The 19,414-nt window shown below is 71.2% G+C and carries 18 protein-coding genes; 8 read left to right on the top strand and 10 right to left on the bottom strand.

Translation table 11 applies throughout. The features are described 5' to 3' along the window. Window positions 1-109: 109 nt before the first annotated feature. From KUA19_RS10640 to KUA19_RS44480, 4 genes are all read right to left on the bottom strand, one after another. The gene (locus KUA19_RS10640) at window positions 110-1,318 is read right to left on the bottom strand and encodes an aminotransferase-like domain-containing protein (protein ID WP_217396019.1); all 1,209 of its coding nucleotides are present in this window, start codon (window positions 1,316-1,318) and stop codon (window positions 110-112) included. Between the two features lie 273 nt (window positions 1,319-1,591). Beyond that, on the bottom strand, window positions 1,592-1,915 hold the full coding sequence (locus tag KUA19_RS10635; protein ID WP_217396018.1) for a hypothetical protein: 324 nt from the start codon (window positions 1,913-1,915) through the stop codon (window positions 1,592-1,594). Window positions 1,916-2,005: 90 nt separating this feature from the next. Beyond that, window positions 2,006-2,683: a response regulator gene (locus KUA19_RS10630; protein ID WP_217396017.1), complete on the bottom strand. Its 678-nt coding sequence runs from the start codon at window positions 2,681-2,683 to the stop codon at window positions 2,006-2,008. Continuing rightward, window positions 2,680-3,996, bottom strand: a complete 1,317-nt coding sequence (locus tag KUA19_RS44480; RefSeq protein WP_217396016.1) for a sensor histidine kinase — start codon at window positions 3,994-3,996, stop codon at window positions 2,680-2,682. The genes KUA19_RS10630 and KUA19_RS44480 overlap by 4 nt, the downstream gene beginning before the upstream one ends. A 174-nt stretch (window positions 3,997-4,170) precedes the next feature. Here KUA19_RS44480 and KUA19_RS10620 point away from each other — a divergent pair, with 174 nt between their 5' ends. The 3 genes from KUA19_RS10620 to KUA19_RS10610 all read left to right on the top strand — a co-directional run bounded on the left by KUA19_RS10620 (window position 4,171) and on the right by KUA19_RS10610 (window position 8,462). After that, complete coding sequence (locus KUA19_RS10620; protein WP_217396015.1) at window positions 4,171-4,851, top strand: ABC transporter ATP-binding protein; 681 nt, start codon at window positions 4,171-4,173, stop codon at window positions 4,849-4,851. Then, the gene (locus KUA19_RS10615) at window positions 4,848-7,184 is read left to right on the top strand and encodes an ABC transporter permease (protein WP_217396014.1); all 2,337 of its coding nucleotides are present in this window, start codon (window positions 4,848-4,850) and stop codon (window positions 7,182-7,184) included. The genes KUA19_RS10620 and KUA19_RS10615 overlap by 4 nt, the downstream gene beginning before the upstream one ends. 123 nt (window positions 7,185-7,307) lie before the next feature. Then, a complete protein-coding gene (locus KUA19_RS10610; protein WP_217396013.1) occupies window positions 7,308-8,462 on the top strand; it encodes an acyl-CoA dehydrogenase family protein in 1,155 nt (384 codons plus the stop codon). A gap of 23 nt (window positions 8,463-8,485) precedes the next feature. On the opposite strand, the gene KUA19_RS10605 is transcribed toward KUA19_RS10610, so the two are convergent. Next, window positions 8,486-8,776 carry a DUF4193 family protein gene (locus KUA19_RS10605; protein ID WP_217396012.1) on the bottom strand — a complete coding sequence of 97 codons (291 nt, stop codon included), beginning with the start codon at window positions 8,774-8,776 and terminating at the stop codon, window positions 8,486-8,488. A 240-nt stretch (window positions 8,777-9,016) separates the two neighbouring features. Between KUA19_RS10605 and KUA19_RS10600 the strand changes: the two genes are divergently transcribed. From KUA19_RS10600 to KUA19_RS10590, 3 genes are all read left to right on the top strand, one after another. Next, a complete protein-coding gene (locus KUA19_RS10600) occupies window positions 9,017-9,445 on the top strand; it encodes a Fur family transcriptional regulator (RefSeq protein WP_217396011.1) in 429 nt (142 codons plus the stop codon). Window positions 9,446-9,465: 20 nt separating this feature from the next. Continuing rightward, window positions 9,466-11,742: a catalase/peroxidase HPI gene (katG, locus tag KUA19_RS10595; RefSeq protein ID WP_217396010.1), complete on the top strand. Its 2,277-nt coding sequence runs from the start codon at window positions 9,466-9,468 to the stop codon at window positions 11,740-11,742. 131 nt (window positions 11,743-11,873) lie between these two features. Beyond that, window positions 11,874-12,647, top strand: a complete 774-nt coding sequence (locus KUA19_RS10590) for an alpha/beta fold hydrolase (protein ID WP_217396009.1) — start codon at window positions 11,874-11,876, stop codon at window positions 12,645-12,647. 126 nt (window positions 12,648-12,773) lie between these two features. Here the strand turns inward: KUA19_RS10590 and KUA19_RS44475 are convergent, their stop codons facing one another. Both KUA19_RS44475 and KUA19_RS10580 read right to left on the bottom strand, forming a co-directional pair. Then, entirely contained in the window at window positions 12,774-13,622 is an 849-nt protein-coding gene (locus KUA19_RS44475) for a GGDEF domain-containing protein (RefSeq protein ID WP_372451794.1), read from the bottom strand. Between the two features lie 172 nt (window positions 13,623-13,794). Continuing rightward, complete coding sequence (locus tag KUA19_RS10580; RefSeq protein ID WP_217396007.1) at window positions 13,795-14,220, bottom strand: DNA-binding protein; 426 nt, start codon at window positions 14,218-14,220, stop codon at window positions 13,795-13,797. Between the two features lie 157 nt (window positions 14,221-14,377). Here KUA19_RS10580 and KUA19_RS10575 point away from each other — a divergent pair, with 157 nt between their 5' ends. Then, window positions 14,378-14,578, top strand: a complete 201-nt coding sequence (locus KUA19_RS10575; protein ID WP_217396006.1) for a hypothetical protein — start codon at window positions 14,378-14,380, stop codon at window positions 14,576-14,578. Here the strand turns inward: KUA19_RS10575 and KUA19_RS10570 are convergent. Beyond that, window positions 14,565-15,722 carry a GyrI-like domain-containing protein gene (locus tag KUA19_RS10570; RefSeq protein ID WP_217396005.1) on the bottom strand — a complete coding sequence of 386 codons (1,158 nt, stop codon included), beginning with the start codon at window positions 15,720-15,722 and terminating at the stop codon, window positions 14,565-14,567. The genes KUA19_RS10575 and KUA19_RS10570 overlap by 14 nt on opposite strands. 63 nt (window positions 15,723-15,785) lie before the next feature. Between KUA19_RS10570 and KUA19_RS10565 the strand changes: the two genes are divergently transcribed. Beyond that, the gene (locus KUA19_RS10565; RefSeq protein ID WP_217396004.1) at window positions 15,786-16,352 is read left to right on the top strand and encodes a DUF3592 domain-containing protein; all 567 of its coding nucleotides are present in this window, start codon (window positions 15,786-15,788) and stop codon (window positions 16,350-16,352) included. 58 nt (window positions 16,353-16,410) lie between these two features. On the opposite strand, the gene KUA19_RS10560 is transcribed toward KUA19_RS10565, so the two are convergent. Then, window positions 16,411-17,055 carry a DNA alkylation repair protein gene (locus KUA19_RS10560; protein ID WP_217396329.1) on the bottom strand — a complete coding sequence of 215 codons (645 nt, stop codon included), beginning with the start codon at window positions 17,053-17,055 and terminating at the stop codon, window positions 16,411-16,413. A gap of 110 nt (window positions 17,056-17,165) precedes the next feature. Beyond that, window positions 17,166-19,328 (bottom strand): DEAD/DEAH box helicase, encoded by a 2,163-nt coding sequence (locus KUA19_RS10555; protein ID WP_217396003.1) that lies wholly within the window; start codon window positions 19,326-19,328, stop codon window positions 17,166-17,168. Window positions 19,329-19,414 lie beyond the last annotated feature (86 nt).

Genomic DNA, 19,414 nt, shown 5'->3' with positions numbered 1-19,414 from the left:
TCGCCCTCTACCCCGTTGACCGGACGACAACCAACGCCACCGTCCACAGCTGCGCGGTCAGAGCCCGGAACAGGTTCTCGCGAAGTCGGCCGCGAGTTCCCGGTGTCCGTCATCCGCGCTCCCGCCCAGGCTCCGACTCCGCGGCGACAGTGGCGTCCGCGCGAGCACTCCGCACCGCCTGCCCGAGCCGACGGGCGGCTTCCGCGAGCGTGTCCGGCGGCAGCATCGAGAACGCCAGTCGGATGCAGGACCGGCCGTGCTCGCTATCGACGAAGAACCGTGCGCCTTCGACGAACGCCACCCCGTGCGCGTCGGCGACCGGTGCGAGCATGTCGGCCGTGAGCGGCTCGGGCAGTTCGACCCAGAGGAACCAGCCACCGGCCGGAGTCGAGAACCGCAGGTCCGGCGCCGCGCGGCGCAAGCCGCCGATGAGCGCGTCACGCTGTACGGCGTAGCGGCGGCGCACGGCCGAGACGTGGCGCCGGTAGGCACCGGAGGCGCCGAAGGCAGCCATGGTCAGGGCAGTCGTGTGGTTCACTCCGCCGCCGCTGTTGACATAGCCGAGGCTGGTCAGCCGCCGTACGAATCCGGCCTCGGCAGTGATCCAGCCCAGCCGCAGCCCGGGTGCGACTGACTTGGCGACCGTCCCGAGCCGAACCACGCTGCCGCGGTCGGCCAGGCTCCACAGCGACGGCGGGGCGGGCGTGTCGTAGGCCAGCTCGCGGTATGTGTCGTCCTCGACGATCGTCAACCCGGTGCGTCGGGCCAGGTCGACGAGTTCCAGCCGCCGCTGTTGGGGTAGACAGCGGCCGGTGGGGTTGGCGAACGTCGGGACGATGTACATCATCGGGACGCGTCGCCCGGCTCGGACGAACCGCTCGCGCAGTTCTGCCGTCCGGCCTGGATGTACGCCTTGGTCGTCTGTCGGCACGGCGACGATCTCGGCCCGCCGGTCGGCGATCGTCGGGAACGCCAGATGGTAGGTCGGCGAGTCGACCAGGACGACGTCGCCTGGCTCGGTGAGCAGGTCCGCCGCCAGCGCCAGGCCGTGTGAGGCGCCGTTGGTGACGAACACCTCGGACGGCTTCGTGTTGCCTTGGTCGTAGGAGTCCAGGTGCTCGGCGAGCCATTCGATGAACGGCCCCGGTCCGGCCGCGGCGCCATAGGTCAGCGCCTGCCAGGCGTGTGCCCGCAGCGCGGTCTGGCCCGCGTCCGACCAGAGCTCGACGGGCAGCAGTTCAGGCAGCGGATGACCCCAGCCCAGGTCGATGATGCCCGGCCGGGGAACGTACTGGATGATCGCGGCGCGACTGTCCACATGACCACGATACGGGCAGCGTCGCGCATCGCCCGTCGCTCGACAGCCGCTCTGAGCATGTCCCCGCTCGGCTACGCGGGCAGCCGAGCGGGGACATCTCCTATGGCTCGCGCACACAGCGTACAACTAGGTTGATGAAGTGTCCAGCGGCCACCGCGGTCGTGGACCGCCACCGTGCGCGGTTGCGGGAGTTGCCTCACGGTGCGGGGATCGTGAGCTCCACCAGGACGGCGAGAACACGTCTTGCGTACACTAAGGATTCCTTTCCGCCGGTCAGCGGAACGCGCCCACGTCCGGGGCGGCGTTGTCGGAGCCCCAGCTGAGGATGGTGGCGTAGAGCGCGCGGCGCCGGTCGTCCAGTGCCGGGCCTTCGCCGCTCCACGGCCCGGCGGCCTCGTCGCCCCGGCTCACGCGGGCACCCGACCCGGTCGAGTAGACGTAGAAGTCGCCCTGCTCGCGCACCACGCCCGGGTCGGCGATCGCGTTGGCGGGCGCGTAGACAGGTGTCGGCGCGGCCGCGTAGGCGGTGCCGGGCAGGGCCATCAGCAGCGCCGCCGCCGCTGTCGCGCACAGTCTGGCCGGTGCGGACATCCACATGCGACGGACGTCAGGTGCCTGGGCTACATAACCACCACAGATACGCTCCAGCCGTTCTCCTGCGACATTCCACCCGGAAAGGGGCCAAACTCAGGAGCCGGGGGCGACCAGACCGCTCTCGTACGCGAAGATCACCGCCTGCACCCGGTCGCGCAGCTGGAGCTTGGCCAGGATACGCGCCACGTGCGTCTTCACCGTGGCCTCGCCCAGTTGCAGCCGCGCGGCCAGTTCGGCGTTGGACAGCCCACGGGCCAGCAGCACCAGCACCTCACGCTCGCGCGCGGTCAGCGTCGGCAGCGCCCCGTGGTCCTCGCGTACGCCCGAGCCCGAGGCGAACCGGTCGACCAGCCGGCGGGTGATGGACGGGGCCAGCAGCGCGTCCCCCTCCTGGACCAACCGGACCGCGTGCACCAGGTGGTCGGGCGTCACGTCCTTGAGCAGGAACCCGCTGGCCCCGGCGCGCAGCGCGGCGTAGACGTACTCGTCGAGGTCGAAGGTGGTCAGGATGATCACGCGGGTGGGCGTGCCCGCGATGGTGCTCGGGCCGGTGGCCAGGAGTCGACGGGTCGCCTCCAGGCCGTCCATGCCCGGCATCCGGATGTCCATCAGCACCACGTCCGGGCGCAGCCGCCGCACCGCCGCCAGCGCGGCCTCGCCGTCACCGGCCTCCCCCACCACGTCGATCCCGGCCGCGGTGAGGATCATCGCGAACCCGCTGCGGACCAGCGCCTGGTCGTCGGCGACGACGACGCGCAACGACTCGCTCATGACGCCGCCGGGATGCGGGCGGTGAGCCGGAAGCCGCCGCCCGGGGCGGCACCGGCCTGCAGGCTCCCGTGGTGCAGCCGGAGCCGCTCGCGCAAACCGAGCAGCCCGCGTCCGGCGCCGGGCCCACCCGGCTCTGCGGTTGGCACCTCGTTGCTCACCTCGACCAGCAAATCGTCGCCGTCGCGGCGGATGTCCACCGCGGTGTGGGCGCCTGGCGCGTGCCGCAGCGCGTTGGTCAGCCCCTCCTGCACCACCCGGTACGCCGTCAGGTCGATGCCCTCGGGCACGTCGGCGCGGTCGCGGCGCAGGGTCACCGGCTGGCCCGCCGCGCGTACCGCGTCGACCAGGGTGTCCAGCTCGCGCAGGCCCGGCTGGGGGTGCAGCCGGTCATCGACCGGCGCCATCAGCCCCAGCAGATGGCGCAGCTCGGCCATGGCGGCCCGGCCGCTGTCCTCGATCGCGCTCAGCGCCCCGGCCGCCAGGTCGGGTCGGCGCTCGATGACCTTTCCGGCGGCGCCTGCCTGCACCACCATGACACTGACGTGGTGGCTGACGACGTCGTGCAGCTCACGGGCGATGCGCGCCCGCTCCTCGGCCATCGCGGCACGGGCCGTGGCCGCCTGCTCCTGTTCGAGCGCGGCGGCGCGGCGAGCGGCGGCGTCGGCCCGGTCGCGGGCGCTGCGCAGCGCGGCGGCGAACAGCCCGGCGGGCAGCAGCACCGCGAACGGGCTGGCCCAGCCGGGCATCTGCGGGATCGACTGGGCGAACAGCGTCGCCGAGACGACCGCCGCGACCGCCAGCAGCGCCCCGGCCCGCCGTACGCTGCGGCCGTAGGCGACGGCCGAGTAGGCGCAGATCAGGATGGCCAGGAAGCCCGGCCACAGCAGCCCGTCCTGAATCACGAAGACGGCACCGGCGGCGACGGCGAACCCGGTCAGCGGCCACCTGCGGCGCACCGCCACGGCCAGCGCGGCGATGACGTTGACCAACAGCATGCCCTCGCTGAAACCGCCGTCGTCCTCGTGCGGCCCGAACTCCCACGGCATGATCGGTGGCCGCATTTCCCCACCCGGACCATCCGGGAGCCCCGGCGCAGCCGGTATCTCGGGAATCTCCGGGATGTCCACGCGGGTCCCGGCGGTGGGTCGGCTCAGTCCCGGCAGGCCGAGCTGGACCGGGGCCGGCGCGTCGCCCTGACCGCTGCCGATCGCGACGGCCCACAGGATCCCGGCGAGCACCAGCAGCGCCGCGAGGGCGAAGTCGGTCCGGGGCAGCCCGATGCGGTCGGGCAGGCGGCGCAGGTCAATCGGCACGCCGTACATTGTGCCCAGGTCAGCGGCGGGTGGCGTCCGCCGTGGTGACTACCCGGCTCATCATCGTGGCGGACGCCACCCCGCCGGGTTCGCTCCCGCGCCGGACGCGCCCGCGGCCCCTCTCTTCCTACCGTCGCCAGGACCGAACATCGGACCTGGAAGGGGCACCCGAGCATGACCGAACTGATCCGCCTGCGCGACGTGGCGAAGGCGTACGAGGCGGCCGGTCCACCCGCCCTGGCGGGCGTCGACCTGACCGTGCGGGCCGGGGAGGCCGTGGCCGTCATGGGCCCGTCGGGCAGCGGCAAGTCGACCCTGCTCAACGTCATCGCCGGGCTGGACCGCCCCACCGGCGGCAGCGTCGAGGTCGCGGGCGTACGCGTCGACAAGCTGTCGGAGACCGCGCTGGCCCGCTTCCGCAGCGCCAACGTCGGCATCATCTTCCAGTTCTTCCACCTGCTGGATGAGATGACCGTCCGCGACAACGTGCTGCTGCCCGCCCGCCTGGCCGGGATGCGTACCGCCCAGGCCCGCTCCCGCGCCGACGAGCTGCTGGAACGGCTCGGCATCGCGGGCAAGTCCGACGACTACCCGGCCCGCCTGTCCGGCGGTCAGCGCCAGCGTGTCGCCATCGCCCGCGCGCTGATGAACCGGCCCCAGCTGCTGCTGGCCGACGAGCCCACCGGGGCCGTCGACCAGGAGGCCGCCGCGGGCGTACGGGATCTGCTGCACGAGCTGTCCGCCGATGGGCTGACCCTGCTGCTGGTCACCCACGACCCGCAGCTGGCCAGCGCGGCCGGCCGCCGCCTGATCACCATGCGCGACGGCCACGCCACCGAGGCGGTGCCCGCGTGAGCGCCGTCCTCAGCGCGGCACGGGCGGCGGTCGCGCGCCGCAGGCTGCAGACCCTGATCGTCGGCGTGGTCGTGCTGCTGTCGGCTGCCACCGCGGTGCTCGGGGTCGGCCTGCTCGTGGCCTCGCACGGGCCGTTCGACGCCGCGTTCGCCGAGGCCCAGGGCTCCCACGTCACCGCGACGGTCCGGGCCGACGTGTCCACCGACCAGCTCGCCGCGACCGGCGGCGCGGCCGGGGTCGCCGCCAGCGCGGGGCCGTTCGACCTGGTCACCACGGGCATTTCCGGCATGTTCGGGCCGCCTGGCGCGGAGTTCGTCGTCGTCGGCCGCAGCGCGCAGGCCGGGCCGGTGGACCGGCTCACCGTCAGCAGCGGCACGTGGTTGACCGGGCCGGGCCAGATCGTGCTCACCCGTCGCACCTCCGGGCCACGCACCGCCATCGGCACCGAGGTGACGGTCAGCGGGGCGCGACTGCGGGTGGTCGGCATCGCCGCGTCGGTCACCGGCACCGCCGACGCCTGGGTATGGCCCACCCAGACCGAGGTGCTCGGCGGCGAGAACGCCGCCCGGCAGATGCTCTACCGCTTCACCACCCCGGGCGGCGACGACGCGACCCTGCGCGCCGAACTGGCCACGGCCACCGCCGGGCTCCCCACCGGCGCGGTCACCGGCGCGGCGACATACCTGACGATCCGCCAGGCGCTCAACCGGTCGATCTCGGCGATCGCCCCGTTCGTGGTCGCGTTCGCGCTGCTGGGCATCGTGCTGTCCGTGCTGATCACGGTCAACGTCGTCAGCGGCGCGGTCGTGTCGGGATTCCGGACGATCGGCATCCTCAAGACCCTCGGGTTCACCCCCGGGCAGGTCGTCGCCGTGTACGTCACGCAGGTGCTCGTCCCGGCGCTGGGCGGCACCGTGCTCGGGGTGGCGCTGGGTGCCGGGCTGGCCGTGCCACTGCTGGCGCAGACCGACGACGCGTACGGCCTGCCCACCGACGGCGCGGGCGTTCCGCTGTGGGTCCTGGGCCTGGTGGCGCTGGCCGCGCCACTGCTGGTGGCGCTGGCCGCCGTCGGACCGGCGCTGCGAGCCGGGCGGCTGGCCGCCAACCAGGCGATCAGCGTGGGCCGCGCCCCGCGTACCGGCCAGGGCTTCCGGGCCCGCCGCGCCCTGACCGCCTCGCGGCTGCCCCGCCCGATCGCACTCGGGCTGGGCATGCCGCTGGCCCGGCCGTCGCGGGCGGTGGCGACGCTGGTCGCGCTGCTGCTCGGCGCGGTCACGCTGGTCTTCTCCAATGGCCTGTCCGCGTCGATGAACGAGGTGAACACCGCCTTCACTCGGATCGACGCCGTCCCGGTGACGGTGCACGTCATGATCCCCGGTGCGTTCGGCCCACAGTTCCGGCCGCCGGGCGGCGACCCGGTCGACCCGCCAGACCCGGCTGATGTGGCCGCCGCGGTCGCCGCGACGGCGGGCACGGCGCACTCGACCATGCTGCGGATGGCCGACATCCGGGTCGCGGGCATCGCGCAGGAGGTCAACCTCAACGGATACACCGGTGACGCGAGCTGGAACGGGTACCGCATCGCCGCCGGGCGTTGGTACCGCGGCACGAGCGAGGTCGTGGTCACGTCGTATTTCGCGCGGCAGACCGGCTACGCCGTCGGGGACCGGGTGGTCCTGCCCGGCGGCCGCGAGGTGACCATCACCGGCGAGGTCATCAACGGCAGCGACCAGCTCACCATGATCGGTGACGCCTCGCTGCTCACGAAGCCGCTGATGGCCGAGATCGAGGTGGCGCTCGCGCCGGGCACCGATCCGGGCGCGTACACGCAGGCGCTGCGGCAGCAGTTCCCGGAGGAGACCTCCGGGGTGTACGTCGAGGACCGGACGGTCGGCGAGGACGGGGAGACGTTCCTGATCATTCAGGCGCTGATCGCCACGCTCACGCTGCTGCTGGGAGTCGTCGCGGCCCTCGGCGTGCTCAACACGGTGGTGCTGACCACCCGCGAGCGCATCCACGAGATCGGGGTGCTCAAGTCGCTCGGCATGACGCCGCGCCAGACCCGGACCATGGTGATCACGTCGATGGTCGGGCTGGGGCTGCTCGCGGGGGTGGTCGCGGTGCCGTTGGGTGTCGCGCTGCACCACGCGGTGGTGCCGGTCATGGGCGAGGCGGCCTCGACCGCCCTGCCGCGGTCGGCGATGGAGGTCTACCAGCCGGGTCAGCTGGTGCTCCTCGGCGGGGCGGGCATCGTGCTGGCGGTGCTCGGCGCGCTGCTGCCCGCCGGGTGGGCGGCGCGTACCCGGGTGGCCACGGCACTGCGGGCCGAATAGGACCGACGCCGTCCCGTCAGGTGTCGCCGGACTCTGGGCTGTACCCGCTGGTACAGCCCAGAGTCCTGTCCGGACGCGCGGGCCCGGCGGCGGGGGTGCGGCGCCCGTCCCTATGCTGGCGCCATGTCGCCGACCGCCGAGAACCTGTTGCAGGCTCTGACGAAGCTGGCCCCCGAGATCGCCGAGTCGGCTCAGGACATCGAGCGGAACCGGGCCGTGCCGGAGCAGGTGATCGCCCGCCTGGCCGACACCGGGGTCTTTCGCTTGGCCGCGCCGCGGACGGTCGGCGGGCTGCAGGCCGACCCGATGACCATGCTCGCGGCGTGCGAGCTGCTCGGCCGCGCGGACGGGTCCACCGGCTGGACGGCGATGATCGGTGCCGCGACCAGTGTGGTCTTCGGCTACCTCGACCCGGCCGTCGCGACTGGGATGCTCGCCGACCCGGGTTGCCTCATCGCCGGGGTGGCAGCGCCGTCCGGCCGGGCGACACCGGTGCCCGGCGGCTTCCGGGTCCGCGGCCAGTGGGCGTTCGCGAGCGCGTCGCAGCAGGCCACGTGGCTGGTCGGCGGGTGCCTGGTGGTGGAGGGCGATGCGGTCGTCCTCGGCCCGACCGGGGCGCCGCAGGTGCTGCTGGCCATCATGCCCCGGTCGGAGGTGACCGTCCAGGACACCTGGGACGCGGTCGGGCTGTGCGGCACGGGCAGCCACGACATGTTCGCCGATGCTGTGTTCGTGCCGACCGAGCGGACGTTCTCGCTCGCCGTGCCGCCCGCGACGCCGCACGGGGCGTTCCCGGTGCTGAGCCTGCTGGCCATGGGCATCGGTGCGGTGGCCCTGGGCATCGTGCAGGCGGCGATCGACGAGTTCACGCGATTGGCCGAGGTCAAGCTCCACCCGCTGACCCGTCAGCCGCTCGCGGCCAAACCCGCCGCGCAGGCCGTGCTGGCCGAAGCGACCGCGCTGCGCGCCGCCGGGCGGGCGTTCCTGCTGGATGAGGTCAGCCGCTGCTGGGCACAGGCATGCGCGGCCCAGGCCGTGGCCCTGGCGGATCGGGCCCGACTGCGACTGGCGATCACCAACGCGACGACGATGGCGGCCGACGCGGTCGGTCGGCTCTACCGTGCCGCCGGTGGCACCGCCGCATACCGGTCGAGCCCGCTGCAGCGCCACTTCCGTGACGTCAACGTGGCCGCCCAGCACGCCCTGGTCAACGCCGACACCCTCGAGCTCGTCGGCGCGGTGCTGCTCGGTCAGGATGTGAGCACGTTGCGCCTGTAGACGGACTCGAGTGTCGGAGTGACTCAGCTGCAGTCGCGGCAGACGTCGCGTCCCGGTTGGCTGCGCTGGTTGCGGTGCCGGACCAGGAAGCAGCGGTCACAGCGGAACTCGTCCAGCTGCATCGGCACGACCGTGACCGTCAGCTCCTCGTCGAGCTGCTCGGCGCCGGCCAGCGTGAACGACTCGGCGATGTCGAGATCGTCGACGTCCAGTACGGCTGAGTTGGGCGTCTGCCTGCGTGCCTGAAGTTCCTCCAGGCTGTCGTCCTCCACGACGCTGCCGCGTGGCGCGTCGTAGTCGGTAGTGGTGGCCATCGATACCCCTCTCTCGTGTCCATGCTTGACACTGGCGCGGCCCAGGTTATTCCCGGACGCCGCCGGGTAGGTCGGTAATGGCGTACAAGCTGCGAACTTTGACCCACGGCGGCGTGTCCGGCGGCCGGTGCGCCCTGCCGGTGGCATAAAAATGCTGAGAAGTCGCCCCAATCATGCGAGACCACCAGTAGCATCGCGAAAGTAAACTTGAATTGTTCCAGATGAGTGGCATTTGACCGTATGACGTCCGACTTCGAGGCGCAGTTGCGGGCAGTCGGTCTGCACGTGACCCGGCCCCGGTTGGCGGTGCTGGCGGCACTGCGTGACCACCCACACGTCGACACCGAGACGGTGATCACCCTGGTGCGCTCCGACCACCCCAGGGTCTCCCACCAGACGGTGTACGACGTTCTGCGCGCGCTCACCGAGACCGGTCTGGTGCGACGCATCCACACGGTCGGGGCGGTCGCCCGCTACGAGTCCCGGGTGGGCGACAACCACCACCACGTCGTGTGCCGCTCCTGCGGCGTCATCGCCGACGTCGACTGCGCCGTCGGCGACGCGCCCTGCCTCACCGCCTCGGACGACCACGGATTCGTGGTCGACGAAGCGGAGGTCGTCTACTGGGGCACCTGCCCCGGCTGCGCGACCGCCCGCATTTCCCGATGAACCACAGTCCGGAGGAAGAGATGAGCAACACCCAGGACAACGCACCCGCCAGCCCGCAGGGCGTGGAGCAGAAAGCGGCGGCCGGTTGCCCGGTCGCGAACGATTCCGCGACCGCGCACGGCAGCGAGAGCGAGAACCCGGCCATCGCCTCGCCGACCCCGAAGACCGGCGGCCGTCCGCGTACCAACCGGGACTGGTGGCCCAACCAGCTCGACCTGTCGGTGCTGCACGCCCACTCCGCCAAGGGGAACCCGCTGGGCCCAGACTTCAGCTACGCCAAGGAGTTCGGCAAGCTCGACGTCGCGGCGCTCAAGCAGGACATCATCGATGTCCTCACCACGTCGCAGGACTGGTGGCCCGCCGACTTCGGCCACTACGGCGGTCTGATGATCCGGATGAGCTGGCACGCCGCGGGCACCTACCGCACCCACGACGGACGCGGCGGCGCCGGCGACGGCGGCCAGCGGTTCGCCCCGCTCAACAGCTGGCCCGACAACGCCAACCTGGACAAGGCCCGCCGCCTGCTGTGGCCGGTCAAGCAGAAGTACGGCCAGCAGGTCTCCTGGGCCGACCTGCTCGTGCTGGCCGGCAACGTGGCCCTGGAGTCGATGGGGTTCAAGACCTTCGGTTTCGGCTTCGGCCGCGAGGACGTCTGGGAGCCCGAGGAGATCTTCTGGGGCCCCGAGAACGCCTGGCTCGGCGACGAGCGCTACGTCTCCGAGAAGGAGATGGCCACCGGCGTCGGCGCGACCGAGATGGGCCTCATCTACGTCAACCCCGAGGGCCCGAACGGCAACGCCGACCCGGCCGCGGCGGCGCACTTCATCCGCGAGACCTTCGCCCGGATGGCGATGAACGACGAGGAGACCGTCGCCCTCATCGCCGGCGGGCACACCTTCGGCAAGACCCACGGCGCCGCGGTCGCCACCGACCACGTGGGCCCCGAGCCTGAGGCCGCCCCGCTGGAGGCGCAGGGCCTGGGCTGGCTGAGCAGCAACGGCAGCGGCAAGGGCACCGACACGATCACCAGCGGCCTCGAGGTGACGTGGACGGACCGGCCGACGCAGTGGAGCAACCGGTTCTTCGAGATCCTCTTCGGCTACGAGTGGGAGCGCAGCACCAGCCCCGGTGGGGCCAAGCAGTGGGTCGCCAAGGACGCCGAGGAGATCATCCCGGACGCGTACGACCCGTCGCGCAAGCACAAGCCGACGATGCTCACCACCGACCTGTCACTGCGCGTCGACCCGGCGTACGAGAAGATCTCGCGCCGCTTCCTCGAGAACCCCGACGAGTTCGCGCTGGCCTTCGCCAAGGCCTGGTACAAGCTGCTGCACCGCGACATGGGCCCGGTCAGCCGATTCCTCGGCCCGTGGGTGCCCGAGGCCCAGCTGTGGCAGGACCCCGTCCCGGCCGTGGACCACCAACTCGTCGGCGCCGCCGACATCACCGCGCTCAAGGCCAAGGTGCTGGACTCCGGCCTGACCACCGCGCAGCTCGTCTCCACCGCCTGGGCCGCCGCCGCGAGCTTCCGGTACACCGACAGGCGCGGTGGCGCCAACGGCGGACGGCTGCGACTGGAGCCGCAGCGCAGCTGGGAGGTCAACCAGCCCGCGCAGCTGGCGACCGTCCTGCAGCAGCTCGAGGGCATCCAGCGGGAGTTCAACGACGCTGGCGGCGCGAAGATCTCGCTGGCCGACCTGATCGTGCTGGCCGGTTCGGCGGCGGTCGAGAAGGCCGCCCGCGACGGCGGCGTCGAGGTGACCGTGCCGTTCCACCCCGGCCGCACCGACGCCGGCCAGGAGCAGACCGACGTCGAGTCGTTCCAGTTCCTCGAGCCACGGGCCGACGGGTTCCGCAACTACCTGCACCCGGACGAGAAGACCCAACCAGAGGTGTTGCTGCTGGACCGGGCCTACATGCTCAACCTGACCGCGCCTGAGATGACCGTGCTCGTCGGCGGCCTGCGCGGCCTGGGCGCCAACGTCGGCGGCACCCGGCACGGTGTCTTCACCGACCGGCCCGGCGTGCTGACCAACCAGTTCTTCACCAACCTGCTGTCGCCCGGCACCCGCTGGAAGGCCTCGGAGACCGACGAGAACGTGTACGAGATCCGCGACGTGGCCACCGACGAGGTGAAGTGGACCGCCACCGCGGTCGACCTCATCTTCGGCTCGAACTCGCAGCTGCGGGCCATCGCGGAGGTCTACGCCAGCCAGGACGCCCGCGAGAAGTTCGCCACCGACTTCGTCGCGGCCTGGACCAAGGTCATGGACCTGGACCGGTTCGATCTCGCCTGATCCGGTTCCGCTCGACGGGCCCGGCCGTCCACCTGGATCGGCCGGGCCCGCCGCACCGGCCCGCGTCGCGGTTGCTTCACCGACGCCGGCCTGCCGTGAAGAATCGCAGGTCCGTGGCCTAGGCTCGCTCGATGCACATGCGGGTGGCCGGTCTGGCCGTCGAACAGGTCGGGTCCGGGCCGTCGGTCGTGCTGCTGCACGGCTCCGGCATCGATGGTCGGTTGTGGGACGAGATCGTGCCGGCGCTGGCCGCCTCGTACACCGTCATCCGCTACGACGCCCGGGGACTGGGCGACTCCGATTCGCCGACCACCGCCTACTCCGACATCGACGACCTCGCCAGCGTCCTCGACGCCTGCGACGTTGGCGCGGCGGCGCTGGTCGGGATGAGCATGGGCGGTGAGACCGCGATCGACATGGCACTGATCCATCCGGGTCGGGTGACCGCGCTCGCGCTGGTTGGCGCGGCCGTCGCCGGAGTCGACTGGCCGGAGACGGCCGCCGGTCTCGCCTATGACGAGGCGCGCCGGTGTGGCGACGCCGAACGGCTCGCCCGCCTCGAACTCGAGGTGTGGGCGTCGCTCGGACCTCTTGCCCCGGGCGGCCCGTTGATCGAACGCATGGTCTGGGACAACGCCTACCGGCGCATCGCCGCGGAACGACACCTGAGCCAGCCCACCCTGAACGCCGGTGATCACCTACACCGCATCGCCGCACCGACCGTGGTTCTCTGGGGCGGTGACGACCATCCTGGGATCGCCGCCGCCGCCGAGCGCCTGACCACCGGCATCCCCGATGCGAAGGGCCATACCATCGAGGGCGCCGACCACTACCTGCCGCTGCGGACCCCGCAGGCACTCCTGAATGTCCTGCTCGCCCACCTCGCCACACGGCACGCCGCGTAACGCAATGCTGCGTCGAAACTGCCGGGGTTTGTTCATGCGGGGGCTACCTGCTCGCTCCACCGAGACTTGTGAAACAGGCCCTGGGAGCCACCCTGACCGCGTGGTCCGGCCGGGTGCCGGCCCGGATCAGCCGCGCTCGTGGGTGATCCGAGGCCGGGCGTGGATTCGCACTGGCCCTGTCGGCTCCTGCCGGTCATCCAGTTCCCGGGCCAGGTACATGGCCGCGTCGGCACGGTCGATCAATTCTTCGATCGTGGTCGAGCTGTCATGGTTGAAGACCGACACCCCGACGGTGACGGCGAGTTCGTACGGCTGGCCCGCCGAGTCGTTGTGCCGGTCGACCTGATCACGCAACCGGCGCGCCCACAGCTCGTCGCCGCCGATCCGGCCGAGGACGTCCCCGCGGCGGGTATTGGCCCGAAGCAGCCCCGCGGTCGCCCCGATGGCGTGGTCGCCGGCGCTGTGGCCGTACGTGTCGTTGATCCGTTTGAGGCCGTCGAGGTCGATGAAGAGCAGGACGGCCGGACGGCGGGCCAATTGCGCCCGGCGGAGTTCGGTCCGCGCGGCGAGCAGGAAGCCGCGACGGTTGTTCACGCCGGTCAGCTCGTCGACGACCGAGAGTTTTCGCAGTTCTTCGGCCATCTGGCGTTCGGCGGTGATGTCGGCCAGCGCGACCAGGACGTAGCGGATCTCGTCGCCGTCGCGGATGGGTGTAGCGACCACCTCCAGTCGGCGGCGCTGGGCGTCGACCTCGACCTCGAGGTCGTCGACGCTGGCGGTGTGGCCCTGCCGGGCCTGGGCCAGTGGAAGCCGTTCGGGTGGGAAGGGTTCGCCGGTGCCGCTGGTGTAGAGATTGGGCAGGTCCTCCGGTGCGACGACCTTGCCGGGGTCGTAGCCGAGGATGCGGCCGGCGACCTGGTTGGCGTACACGGGCTCGCCGGTGTCGGCGTCACGCACGTCCACGCCGATCGGAATCGCCTCGAGGAACTGTCACGTCAGTGGACATACGGATCGCCTCCGACCACCGCAGCTTTCGTCCCAGGATGCCCCAGCCCAGCACCACGGACAAATGCCGCCTTCAGGAAAAGACGGTCATCAACTGCATAACCGCCGTTCATTCGTCAAAGGTGGAGCTGTCCGGTTCCGGCTACTCGGTCGCGGTGCGAGCGCGGCCGGTCAGCCGCTCGTAACGCTGGCGGGCCGCCTGCGGCGTGCCGAGTCCGAGCCCGAAGGCGATCGCCTGCCAGGTGAGCCCACGCGCACGCGCCAGGTCGAGCAGGCCCGCCTCGAGCGCGTCGAGTTCGGCCCGCACCCGTGGGAGCAGCGTGAGCGCGGCGGTCAGGTCCGCCTCGTCGAACGGCTCCTCTCCCGGCTCCGGCAGCGCCGAACCTGCCGCCAGCGACACCGACAGCGACACCGCCTCATACGGGTCCAGCACGTGCGCATGGGTCCAGCGGCGGCGCTGCGTCTCGGTGGCGGCGTGCCGCTCGGCGATGCGGGTCAGCGCCGCGAAATCGCGCCCGGCTCGGGCCCGCTCGGAGTCGAAGGGGGTGAACGGATCTGTCTCGGCCATGACGCCAGCCAACTACATGAACCCCTCGTTGTCAACGAATCGTTTTAAACAGAATGTTCATATGCGCGGCCTGCCGCTTCCCGCAGCGGAGTGAGGCGAGTCAACGCCGCCACGGCGACCCAGGTCCGGCCTATGCTGCTGAAACAGGAGGTGTGCCATGGCTGGTGCTACGCAGGGCAACGGGATGTCGGTCGGCACCCGGTTGGCGATCCTCACCGTGCTCGCGGGTGCCACCGCGGCCGGGGTGGCCGGGGTGCTGCGCCGTCGCAACCGACGCGAGACCGTCATCGCCGAGCAGGACCTCGGGCCGAAGAGCACCGACCTCAGCCGCTCGGAGTCGGCCGTCACCCCGCTTTGACGGGTTGCCTGAGAATCGTCTTGAGCTTGGCCGGTTCAGTTCGCCGTGCGTCGCTGAGATAGATCTCGTGGTGGTCGCCGTTGAAGGTCAGACCATGGTCGGGCAGAAAGCGGTTGTGTAGGCGGTCCAGGGTCGGCGCCTCATCGTCGTACGAGCCGAGGTGCAGGATCTGGACGCAGCTGCCCTCGACCAGGCTGAGCAGGCGAAGCTCGGCCAGCGCCGGGTTGGCCTTCTTCTTGGCGGCCTCGGCGACGGCCACGCCGATCATGTCCTCGGTGATCCAGTCCGGCTGGCTGATCATCATGGTCCACGCCCAGGCGTCCTTGTTCCTCGTGAGGAAGGCAGCGGGGTCGTCGGCTCGCCACAGGCCTTCCAACGGCCCGACCACGAAGTCGCGACCAAGGGCCTTCTTACTGGTGAACTTCAGCGTGTACGCCACCGTGAACAGGGCCTCGACGGCGCGGGTGTACGCCCCGGACGTGTTCGGGTCGCCATGGCCGTCGACCGCGAGGTAGCGCAGCTCAGGGACGTCCACGACGACGAAGTCCTTCGCCGGCGGCGCGTACAGCTCCCGATGCGCCTTCTTGATGTCGAACTTGTCCATCGCGGTCTCCTTGGTCAGCACGCCCAGCGTGGTCTCGGTCCAGTCGATATCGGCCCGGAGCATGGCTTCGCAGTAGTCGAAGATCGCCGAGGCGGCGGTGGGCAGTGGGGCCTGCCCGGCCCTGGTCGCCCGTAGCTCCGCCAGTTGGTTTCGCAGCGCCTCCAGTCGCCGGGCCAACCCGGCCGCCACGTCCGGCTCCGGCAGGCCCGGACTGTTCGCGATCCCGATCAGGACGCGAGAGCGCACCGGGGTCAGCGTCGCCAGCGCGTCTTTCGTGGCTCCCGCGCACAGGTCACGACCCGCCGCTGTCACCCGGAAGGTGGCGCGCGACTTCGCCGATCGCTTCTCGCCCGGCGTCGCGACAACTTCGATCAGTCCGCGCCCGGCCAGCTTGTCCAGCAGGTAGTAGATCGACGAGAAGCCGAGCGCCGTCCAGGCGCGCACTCCCCGCTCCTCGATGACGCGTTCCAGCTCGTACCCGTGACGCGGCTGTTCCAGGAGCAGCCCGAGAACGGTCAGCTCCGCATCGGTCAACCCCATGTCCGCATTCTAGCGCTAGAATAGACCTGGTCGACCCTTGCCCATGCCTGCGATCATGCCCGCATGGTGAAACCGATCGTCGTCAGCGCCCGCACCGCCGTACTGCTGACGGCAGCCGCCTTCGCGGTTGGCTTGGCGTTGCTCTCGCTGCCTTTCCTGCAGGCGCGACACGACGAGGATTGGGCGGCGCGGCTGCGTCAGACGGGGGTTCCGCTGCAGCTGACCGTCTCCGCACTGGAGCAGTACGAGCGCGGCCGGTCGAGCCCGAGCAGAACCATGTTCTTCCGGTACGAGTTCGACGGGCGCCCCATCGAGGCCGAGATGCCCTGTGTGCGGGTCTGCCTGGTGTCCGGCACCCCCGTGGCAGTGTGGGTGAACCCGGCCGACCCCACCGACTTCGTCGCCGAGTTCGGTCAGCTGAGCGGGCATCGATCATGGGTGGTGGGACCGGTCGGGTTCGTCGGCGCCATGATGGTCATATTCTCGTCGATAATCGGCGCCACCCGGTGGAAGCAGTGGCGTAGCCGGGTCCGCGCCGAAGTCGCACGCACGCGGCTTCGCGCGACTCGCCCCCGGCTGGCGCTCGGCACCCGGCCAGCGGGATCGCGCGCCCGGTTCAGGCGGAAATGAACCCTGCCGAACCACGAGACACCGTCTGAGCGCCCCGATCCCGCCACATCGGATCTTCCTAGGCGCCGTTCTGGCGGCGCACCATCTCGGTGATCCAGATGGGCGCGAAGGGCGACGTGCAATTCGGCGGAGTCGGGTAGTCCTTGAGCACTTCGAGGCGCTCGCCGATGGCGATCGCGCGGGCGCGGTGTTCGGCGTGGTCGATCCCGATCTGGGCCAGGCAGTGGTTCATCGCCCACTGCAGGCGGTCCGGGGCGCTCTTCAGCTGCGCCTCGATGAGGTCGAGCAGCCCGGCGAGGTCGAGGCCCTCGGGCTTCTTCGCCACGCGTTCGGTGGTCAGCGCCCACCCGGCGCTGGCGACCAGCGGATCCGGGTCGGCGAACCAGGCCAGCCGCAGGTCCTCGACGTGCGGGTTCTTCTTCACCACGTAGTTCACGAGCCAGTCGTGCACCTTAGGGGTGCGCGCCTGGCGGAGCATGGCGTCCAGCTCGTCCCGCTCGAACGCCTTCGGGCGGCAGATCAGCAGCGCCAGGAGTCTGGCCGCCGTGTCGTCGGTCGCCCAGAGTTCGCGGGCGAGTTCCTGTCGGGTCTTCAGCCGCTTGGCCAGTTCGCGAAGTTTGCCGAGGTTCACCCCGTGATCGTCACCGTGTCTCTCGTTCACCTCGCGTGCCCGCGGGTCTTCGAGCGCGGCGAGCTCGGCCATCACCTCGGCCACGGTCGTCTCGCCCACCTGAGCCTCCTGTTCCTCGCATGTGTGGTCAGCCTACGAGGAAACCGCGCTTCCAGTCAGCCCACGGGCGCTGACGCTCAGCGTCAGTCGTCGCCCACCTCCCGCAGGCGTGCCCGCTCCCGCTCGATGATCTGGCGCTCGGCGGCAGCGCGCTTGCTGTCCTTGTCAGCCCCCTCCACAGCCTGGGCGTTGGCGTCCTTGGCCGCGCTGGGCCGGGCGTACTCGTCGAAGATCGCGGCCTTTCCCGCGACCAGCTCGCGCATGCTGGTGTCGACGGTGTCCTCGGCGACCAGCCGGAACACCTGCACCGGCCGGACCTGACCCATGCGATGGCAGCGCGCGATGGCCTGCTCCTCGGTGCTGGGCTTCCACTGCGGCTCGACCAGGATCACCACCGAGGCGGTCTGCAGGTTCAGCCCGACGCCGCCGACCTCGATCTGGCTGACCAGCACCGCCGGTCTCCGGCTGGCGGTGAACGCGTCGACGACCTGCTGGCGCTGCAGCGCGGGGGTCGTGCCGGTGAGCGGTCCGTGCGCCCGTGGCCCCAGCGCCGCGGCGACCGCGGTGAGCACGTCACGGAAGTACGAGAACACGAGGACCTTGTGTCCCTCCGCGAGCGCCTCCTCGGCGATCTGGCGGATGTGTTCGAGTTTGGTCGAGGTGCGGGCCGGGTCGCCGAAGGTGGCCCGGCGCATCGTCATGAAATGCCCTTCCCACACGGCCTTGCGGTAGGCGGCCAACTCGTCCGGCGCCAGCGACACCGGCTGCACGGTCTCGATCCGGTCGGGAAGCTCGGCGAGCACGTCGGACTGGTTGCGGCGGAGGTAGGCCGGTGCGATGGCCTGGCGGAACGCATCGGGTGACGACGCCTCGGCCGCCTGTCGGGCCACGGCGGGGTTGATGTGTTCGGTGAGCACCCCGAACTCCGCCACCCGGTTCTCCAGCGGAGTGCCGGTCAGCAGGGTCACCCGCTCGGCCTGGTCGATGAGGCGGCGGCTGTGGCGGGTGCGCTTGGTGGTCGGGTTCTTGATGTAGTGGGCTTCGTCGAAGGCGGCCATGGCGACCCTGACCTCGTCGAGGTCCAGCCGGTCGAGGGCGGTGTAGGTGGTCACGCCGACGCCGCCCTGGGTGCGCCAGGCGGCGAGGTTCTTGGCGGTGTCACCGCCGTAGAGCAGGCGCGGGGTCAGTTTGCAGTGGCGTCTGATCTCGTGCATCCAGTTTCCGGCCAGGCTCGGCGGGCAGACGACCAGGAAGTGCCGTTCGCCGTTGGCTGCCAGGTGGCACATGGCCGCGAGCGTCTCCACGGTCTTGCCCAGGCCCATCTCGTCACCGAGGATCACCCGCCGCTGCACGAGCATGAACCGGGCACCGAAGGACTGGTAGCCGCGCAGGGTGGACTTCAGCAGACTGGTGTCCAGACGCAGCTTGTCGATGCTGTCGGCGGTGTCGGACGGCAGGTTTCCGGCCGGGCCGTGCTCGCCTACCTGCCGACCGGTCACCTCGGCCAGCAGGGTCAGGTAGGTGGCGGCGTCGGTCTGGTACTTGCGCCACAACTGCTGGGCGGTCGGCTCCTGCGCCAGGGCGGTGCGGGCGGCGAGGACTTTGGTGCGGGCGGCTTCCAGCCGCGGTGTACGCAGTGCGTCTTCGAGTGCGGCCAGTGCGGCGCGGTCGGCCTGGCGTCCTTGGCGGCCGCGGAACAGGCTGCGCCAGCGGTTGTTGGCCAGGCGTGCGCCGTCGAGGTCGGCGGCGACCGCGTCATGCAGTTCGCGGGCGCGGGCGAGGAGGGGGCGCACCCGGCGGCGAGTGAGGACCAACCGGTGCAGCAGGCGCAGCAGGTGGGTGTCCTCGGGCGAGCGGCGGTCCGGGTCGGGCCGCAGGACGGTTTCGGCCTCGACGGACGCGGCCAGGGCTTCGAGGGCGGACTCGATCTGGGCGACGGTGGTCGGTCCGACTCCGGGGTACCGGTGCAGCTGCCGGCGCTGGGAGATGAGCTGGCCGACGGTGGTGATCCCCGCCGCCTGCAGCGATCCGAGGCGCAAGCGGCCATCGGCCGCGTCCCGCAATCGCGCGACGTCGACATTGTTGAGGCGTTCGTCGAGCAGCCGCCGGCGGTGCGCGTCGGCCAGTTCGCGGATCTCGGTGACGAGGTGGCCTTCGGCGTCGAGCAGGGTCCGGGCGGCCCGCTGCGCGTCTGCGGCATCGGTGACCAGGGCACGCGCCTGCGGGCTGCGGGCAGCGACGACCATGGCGACCTCGTTCCACACTGGCCGTGCCGGGACGGCACGGTCCATGAATTCTGCCGGTGGCGCGAACCGACGGATAGGGGACCCCG

This window comes from Catellatospora tritici, from assembly GCF_019083965.1.
GTDB classification, from domain to species: domain Bacteria; phylum Actinomycetota; class Actinomycetes; order Mycobacteriales; family Micromonosporaceae; genus Catellatospora; species Catellatospora tritici.
Note: the sequence above shows the minus strand (reverse complement) of the source record. Positions and strands in the feature narration are given on the sequence as shown.

What these genes read in the sequence shown, in the direction of transcription:
- KUA19_RS10560 (WP_217396329.1), bottom strand. Translation starts at nt 17,055, where the DNA reads ATGGCCGAGCTCGCCGCGCTCGAAGACCCGCGGGCACGCGAGGTGAAC.
- KUA19_RS10570 (WP_217396005.1), bottom strand. Translation starts at nt 15,722, where the DNA reads ATGGGGTTGACCGATGCGGAGCTGACCGTTCTCGGGCTGCTCCTGGAA.
- KUA19_RS10555 (WP_217396003.1), bottom strand. Translation starts at nt 19,328, where the DNA reads ATGGTCGTCGCTGCCCGCAGCCCGCAGGCGCGTGCCCTGGTCACCGAT.
- KUA19_RS10565 (WP_217396004.1), top strand. Translation starts at nt 15,786, where the DNA reads ATGGTGAAACCGATCGTCGTCAGCGCCCGCACCGCCGTACTGCTGACG.
- KUA19_RS10590 (WP_217396009.1), top strand. Translation starts at nt 11,874, where the DNA reads ATGCACATGCGGGTGGCCGGTCTGGCCGTCGAACAGGTCGGGTCCGGG.
- KUA19_RS10580 (WP_217396007.1), bottom strand. Translation starts at nt 14,220, where the DNA reads ATGGCCGAGACAGATCCGTTCACCCCCTTCGACTCCGAGCGGGCCCGA.
- KUA19_RS10600 (WP_217396011.1), top strand. Translation starts at nt 9,017, where the DNA reads ATGACGTCCGACTTCGAGGCGCAGTTGCGGGCAGTCGGTCTGCACGTG.
- KUA19_RS10605 (WP_217396012.1), bottom strand. Translation starts at nt 8,776, where the DNA reads ATGGCCACCACTACCGACTACGACGCGCCACGCGGCAGCGTCGTGGAG.
- KUA19_RS10620 (WP_217396015.1), top strand. Translation starts at nt 4,171, where the DNA reads ATGACCGAACTGATCCGCCTGCGCGACGTGGCGAAGGCGTACGAGGCG.
- KUA19_RS10575 (WP_217396006.1), top strand. Translation starts at nt 14,378, where the DNA reads ATGGCTGGTGCTACGCAGGGCAACGGGATGTCGGTCGGCACCCGGTTG.
- KUA19_RS10635 (WP_217396018.1), bottom strand. Translation starts at nt 1,915, where the DNA reads ATGTGGATGTCCGCACCGGCCAGACTGTGCGCGACAGCGGCGGCGGCG.
- KUA19_RS10610 (WP_217396013.1), top strand. Translation starts at nt 7,308, where the DNA reads ATGTCGCCGACCGCCGAGAACCTGTTGCAGGCTCTGACGAAGCTGGCC.
- katG (WP_217396010.1), top strand. Translation starts at nt 9,466, where the DNA reads ATGAGCAACACCCAGGACAACGCACCCGCCAGCCCGCAGGGCGTGGAG.
- KUA19_RS10630 (WP_217396017.1), bottom strand. Translation starts at nt 2,683, where the DNA reads ATGAGCGAGTCGTTGCGCGTCGTCGTCGCCGACGACCAGGCGCTGGTC.